This window comes from Frankia sp. CcWB2, assembly GCF_977927585.1.
The window spans coordinates 19781-26143 of sequence record NZ_CDWRCM010000032.1 but is presented as its reverse complement, the minus strand read 5'-3'; the positions used below and the strand labels follow the sequence as shown (position 1 = coordinate 26143).

The 6363-nt window shown below is 73.4% G+C and carries 2 protein-coding genes; one reads left to right on the top strand and one right to left on the bottom strand.

All coding sequences use genetic code 11. From position 1 onward, the window contains the following. A partial coding sequence (locus ACY45C_RS05675; protein WP_462186596.1) for an AAA domain-containing protein occupies positions 1-4400 on the top strand: 4400 nt, incomplete at its 5' end. A gap of 1 nt (position 4401) precedes the next feature. On the opposite strand, the gene ACY45C_RS05670 is transcribed toward ACY45C_RS05675, so the two are convergent. Further along, positions 4402-5667, bottom strand: a complete 1266-nt coding sequence (locus ACY45C_RS05670; RefSeq protein ID WP_462186595.1) for a hypothetical protein — start codon at positions 5665-5667, stop codon at positions 4402-4404. Positions 5668-6363: the final 696 nt, after the last annotated feature.

The window sequence follows — 6363 nt, the reverse complement described above, 5'->3', positions numbered from 1 at the left end:
TCTACCAGCGCCTGTTCGACCTGCGCCTGCGGCTGCAGCGCGAGGCCGCGACCGTGGAGCTGGCCTGGGGGCACTCGGTGCTGTGCTGGCGGGTCGGCGACGCGACGATCATCCATCCGCTGCTCGTCACCCGCATGGTGCTGACGGTCGATCCGGACTCCGGGGTCATCCGGCTGCATCCCGACGGTCCGGCGAGCCTGGAGACCGAGCCCCTGCACGGCCTCGGCCTCCCCGGTCTGGACGAGATGTCGGCCCTGCGCGACCGGCTGCGGACGGCGCCGGCCGATCCGTGGGACGCCCCGGCCCGGGCCGAGCTGCACCGCCAGATCCTCGCCCCGCTCGGGCTGGACGCCCGCGCGACCACCGGTCCGGTGCCCCCGCCGGGGCCGAGTCCCGTCCTGGTCGACACCTGGGCGGTGTACGTGCGGCCGCGGCCGGCTCTGCAGGCGCAGTTCTACGCGGAGCTGCGGACCGCCCTCGCCGAACGGGACGTGCTCCCCGAGGCCATCGCCGCCGTGGTCGCCGACGACAGGCTCGTCGCCGCCGCGCTCGGCGCGGACGAGCGGGCCGACGGCGCCCACGCCGACGGCGCCCACGCCGATCGAGGCCGTGGCCGGCGCAGTCACGACAACTCTCCCGCGGGGCTCGGTGAACGCCTGCTGATGCCGCTGCCGACGAACGCCGACCAGGAGCGGATCGCCCGGCAACTCGCGGGCGCCCGCGGGGTCACCGTGCAGGGGCCGCCCGGCACCGGCAAGAGCCACACCATCGCGAACATGATCTGCCACCTCGTGGCGCACGGGCAGCGGGTGCTCGTCACCGCGCAGGACGAACAAGCCCTCACGGTGCTGCGCGACAAGATCCCGCGGGAGCTGCGCGACCTGACCGTCGCCGTGCTCGGGTCGAGCCGGGCCGACCTCGACGAACTGCGCGCCGCTGTCGTAGAGATCTCCGGGGCGGTCAGCGAGGTCGACCCGGCGCGGGAGACCGCGGCCGTGAAGGCCCTCGCCGAGGAGCTGGACGCCGCCCGCGCCACCGCCCGCACCCTCGAACTGCGGATGATCGACCTGCTGGCCAGCGAGGCGCGGGAGTTCGACCTGCCGCACGGGCGGGAACGCGCGCCGGAGGTGGCGAGCTGGCTGGCCGAGCGCGCGGACGAGTTCGGGTTCGTCCCCGACCGGCTCGACCCCACCCACGCGCTTCCGCTCAGCCCGGCCGAGCTCGCCGAGCTCTACCGGACCGCGCGCGAGATCACCCCCGCCGACGCCCGGGCCGCCGCGAGCAATCTGCCGGACGACCTGCCGGACGGCGCGTCGCTGCCGGGCGCGGTCACCCTCGGCCGGCTGCACGACGAACTCGACGAGATCCGCGCCGGGCTCGCCGACCTCGAACAGGCCGGCCTGTCCGTCGACGCGCTCGACGCGCTCGATGCCGACAGTGCCGACAGTGCCGACAGTGCCGACGGCGTCCGTGCCCTGGTCGAGGACACCCGGGCCGCCGCCGACCGGCTGCGCCGGCTGTCGGTCGGCTGGCTCGCCACCGCCCGGGCGCAGTGCGCGCCGTCGGGTGAGCAGGTCGGGTTCTGGGCCGACCAGGCCACGGCCCTCGCCGCCGAGGTCGCCGAGCTGCGCCGCCTGACCACCCTCACCTTCGGCCGTTCCATCGAGCTGCCCACCGGTGACTCGCGGGTCCAGCTGAGGCTGCTCGCCGACCTGCGGGGCCGCTTCGCCGCCGGCCGGGGGATCCCCCGCCTCGGCGGGCGGGAACTGCGGGACCTGCACGACGCGGTGCGCGTTGACGGGCTGGTCGCACGCACGGTGGGCGATGTGGCAATCGTCGAGGCAGAGGTGCGCCGCCGTCAGACGCTGACCGCCGCCGCCACCCGTCAGGCCGCGATCGCCGCCGCCCTCGGCGGCGAGGCCGTCGAGCCCGCGGCACCCGACGTCCTCACCCGGCTCGACGCGGTCGCCGGCGGCCTCGCCGATGCCGTCGACTGGGAACGCCGGGCGGCGCCGGAGCTGTTCGCCCGGCTGCGCGCCGTCTTCCCCGCCGGCTTCCCCGCCGTCTTCCCCGCCGTCTTCCCCACCGGCTTCCCCACCGGCTTCGCCTCCGGCCATCGCGCCGGCTTCCCCAGCGGCCATCCCACCGGCCATCGCGTCACGACGGCGCCTTCCGACCCGGACACGCTTTCCCACCTCGCCGGCCTGCTTGCCGCGGCGACCGGCCGACGGCGCGAGAAGGAGATCGTCGGTGCGCTCGCCGTGGTGGAACGGGCGCTCACCGAGGGAGGCCGTGGCCCGCAGGCCGGCCGGGTGTGGGCCGGCCTGCACGAGGCGCTGGCCAGGCGGGACCTGGCGGCCTGGACGGCGCTGCTCGACGAAAGCGCCCGGCTGGCGGCGCTGCGCCCCGACGTGGAACGCCGGGACCGGCTCGCGGCCCGGCTGCGCGCGGTCGCGCCACTGTGGACCGACGCCATCCTCACCGGGCAGGGTGACCCGCCGGGCTGCGGTGATCCGGTGCAGGCCGGTGATCCAATGCGGGCCGGCGATCCGGTACGGGCCGGCGATCCGGTACGGGCCGGCGAGGCGTGGCGCTGGCGCCAAGCCCAGACCTGGCTCGACGACCTGCACGCCGACGGCGACCTCACCACGCTCGGCCGTCAGCTCGCCGACGCCTCGCGGCACGTGCGCGCCCTGGTGCTGGAGACCGCGCGTCGCTCCGCCCGGCTGGGCCTGGCGATCCGGCTCGGCGATTCCCAGCGCCGGGCGCTGACCGGCTGGGTGCAGGCACTCGACCGGATCGGGAAGGGCACCGGGAAGTACGCCCCGCGGTGGCGCGCCGAGGCCCGGGCCCACATGCGGGCGGCGATGGGCGCCGTACCGGTGTGGATCATGCCGACGCACCGGGTGATGGAGAGCTTCGAGCCGGGCGCCGACGACCTGTTCGACGTGGTCATCGTGGACGAGTCCAGCCAGTGCGACCTACTGGCCCTCGGCGTGCTGAGCCTGGGCCGCAAGGCCGTCGTCGTCGGCGACGACGCCCAGACGAGTCCGGAGGCCGTCGGCATCGAACGGGCCAAGGTGCATGCCCTGATGGACGCGCACCTGCCCGACGTCGCCCAGCGTTCGCTGCTCGACGTGGAGGCGAGTCTCTACGACACCGCGGCCCGGGTCTTCCCGCGCACCATCGTGCTCAAGGAACACTTCCGCTGCCTGCCCGACATCATCGGCTTCTCCACCCGCTTCTACGACCAGCAGATCCTGCCGTTGCGGGAGGATCCGGAGCTCGCCATCGGCGCGCCGCTGCGACCGGTCCGGGTCCCCGGGGGCGCCCGGTCGCAGACCCGCTTCGGCGACGCGAACCCGGCGGAGGCGCAGGCCCTTGTCGAGCGGGTCCTCGCCTGCTGCGCCGACCCGGCCTACGAGGGGATGAGCATGGGCGTGGTCACCCTGCTCGGCGCCGGCCAGCCCCGCCTCATCGAACACACCCTGGTCGAACGGCTCGGGGAGCGCGAGTTCTCCCGCCGCGACCTGCGGGTCGGCGACCCGTACCAGTTCCAGGGCGACGAACGGGACGTCATCTTCATCTCCGTCGTCGCGGACGACAACCGCTCGGCCGCCACCCGCCGCCGTGACCAGCAACGGGTCAACGTGGCCGCGAGCCGCGCCCGCAACCAGATGTGGGTGTTCCACAGCGTCGACCCGGCCACGCTGCGCGACGACGATGTGCGGCGCCAGCTGATCGAGTACATGTACGCCGGGCAGACCGGACGGCTCGACGCGGATCTGGCCGATCGCTGCGAGAGCGAGTTCGAACGGGCCGTCCTGCGCGAGCTCCTCGCCCGCGGCTACCGGGTTCGCCCCCAGCATCCGGTCGGGCGCTACCGGATCGACCTGGTCGTCGGGGGGGTCTCCGACCTGGTCGCCGAGGGGGTCGCCGCCGCGCGAGCCACCGCCGAACAAGCCGTCACCGAAGGAGCCACCGCCAAGCGAGCCGCCGCCGCAGGAGCCGCCACTGGGGATGTGGGGCGCCGCGGCCCCCGCCTCGCGGTCGAGTGCGACGGTGACCGTTTCCACGGGCCCGACCAGTGGGAGGCGGATCTGCGCCGCCAGCGGATCCTGGAACGGCTCGGCTGGACGTTCTTCCGGATCCGCGGCTCGGAGTTCTACCGGCATCCCCGGCCGACCCTGGACGCGCTGGTGCGGCGTCTCGACCAGCTCGGCATCCACCCGGTGCCGGTGCCAGTGCCAGTGCCAGTGCCGGCTGGCGAATTTGGGGGACCTGAGCACGGTCTGCGGTCCCTGGACCGTGCCTTGCTCCCCACAACTCGGCCACCTCGGCCACCACGGCCACCACGGCCACCACGGCCACCAGCCGGCCCGCCGACGGAAGAGTCCTGATCTATCCGTTGGCGGCCCGGGGTTTGGGGCCGGTGGCGCGCATGTTCACCAGTCTGCCAAGCAGGTCGAACCAGAAGGGGGCGCCGGCGGTGAGCGCGAAGCAGGCGATCGCGATGCCGGCGATTTTCAGGAGCCAGCCCTCGACGGAGTCGGGAACCTCCCGTGGGTCGTCGCGGCCCGCGGAGTTGTGGACCCAGCCGATCGGGAAGGCGAGCCCCGAGGCGTCGCGCACCGTCTTGATCACCTGTTCCGTGGCGTCCCCCACCGTGGGCTGGTCGGAGGTGAGGCGGGTGCCGGAGGCGGAACCCCCGGCGGAGCCCCCGGCCGCCTCGCCGGATGAACCCACCTCGGCCTGGGCCGCGGTCACGGCCGCCTGCCGCACGGTGCCGTCCTGCCAGAACGCCCGCGCGAGCCCGATCGCGTCGAGGTTGAACAGGACGGACAGCAGGACCGCGTAGCCGAGCAGGAAGACGGCGATGCGCCGCTTGTACCACCCGGACAGGCGGTCCATCGCGTCGTCGTACCACCGGGCCAGCTCGAGGACGACCTTCTCGCGGTCCCCGCCGGCCTGGACTATCGCCGTGGTCATCGCGGTCTTCACCGGGGAGGGGGGCATCGCGGCGAGCCCGTCCTCCACCGTTCCCACGGCTCCGGCCTTGGTGGCGGCGACGAGCGCAGCGGCCACGACCCGCCCGGTGGGGTGATCCACGGGCATCGCGTCGTACAGGGCCTGGGCGGACCTCTCCTCGAGGGCATGCCGGGCACCGTCGTAGGCCCGCCGGTACACGGCCCTGGCCTCGTCGGAGACGTGGTCGGGCAGGGTGTCCGGGCGGAGCTGGGACAGCATGGCCCGGGCGGGCGGGTCGACCCGGTCCAGCAGCGCCTGAGCGAAGGCGGTGGACGGCAGGTAGGACGGCAACCGCAGTGTGTGCGCGCGGCGCACCGAGCCCCAGGTCCCGGAAACCGGCGGATGGTCGGCCATAGCCGGCAGGGAGGTGTCGCGGCCGGTGGCGCGCATGGCCAAAAGCGGCCCGTCCAACAGTTCGGCGACGAGGTCCGGACGATCCGCGGGCGGGTCCGCCCCCGGATCGGACGGTTCGGCGGGCCGGTCACCGCCGAGCAGCCGTCGCAGCTCGGCCTCCAGCTGGCGCCCCCGGTAGCGGAACAGAGCGAGCACGGCCTCGTTGATCCGGGAGACGGCGAGGCTGAACGCGGCAAAGAGCAGCGCGAGCCCGATCAGGACATCAAGAGCGGATGAGTCCGGCATACCCCCCCGATTCCGGAGCCCGGGGCACCCGCGCCACCGCCTTCACGGCCGAGGAGTACGCACCGGGACTGTCCTGGGCAGACCGCGCATTTCTACACCTCGGCGCAGAACCGGCACTCAGCGGCATCATCGGACACCTGGTCGAAGCAGGCGAAGATGGGCACCAGACGACCGGACTGCCCCGCTTCGAACAGCGGGCCATGCTGGCAGGCCTGACCGGCCGGAGAGAACTGAGCCCGCCGGAGGAGCTGGTGGGGCGATCCAGGAGATCTTGGCAGCCGGCGCCGCCGGACTGGAGGGTGTCGTCGCGAAACGACCCGACTTCCCCTATCGACCAGGCCGCGGTACGTCAGGTGGGCCAGCACCGGATTCTCCGGGAGGAGAACCGATCCCGCGGTCATCCTCGAAGCGACCGCGGCCCGCGCCGCTAACAGTCCCTAAAGACCGGCAGTTCCTCCTGGTGCGACCGTATTCGAGCGACGAATCCAGCGGTGATTCCCGGGTAGCCGGTAAGCGATGCGATGGAATCTTTCATAGCCACGACGGTCTGACCTAGATCCGCCAGTAGCTGGTGATGTTGGGGGTTCGTAGATCGTTGGAACGTGAGCGGATGCCTGCCGTGCAGGAAGAATCGGGGTTAGGGGACGTAATGAAGTAACAAATACGTGATCGAGAGCATCATCGCAGGTCACAGGC

What these genes read in the sequence shown, in the direction of transcription:
- ACY45C_RS05670 (WP_462186595.1), bottom strand. Translation starts at nt 5,667, where the DNA reads ATGCCGGACTCATCCGCTCTTGATGTCCTGATCGGGCTCGCGCTGCTC.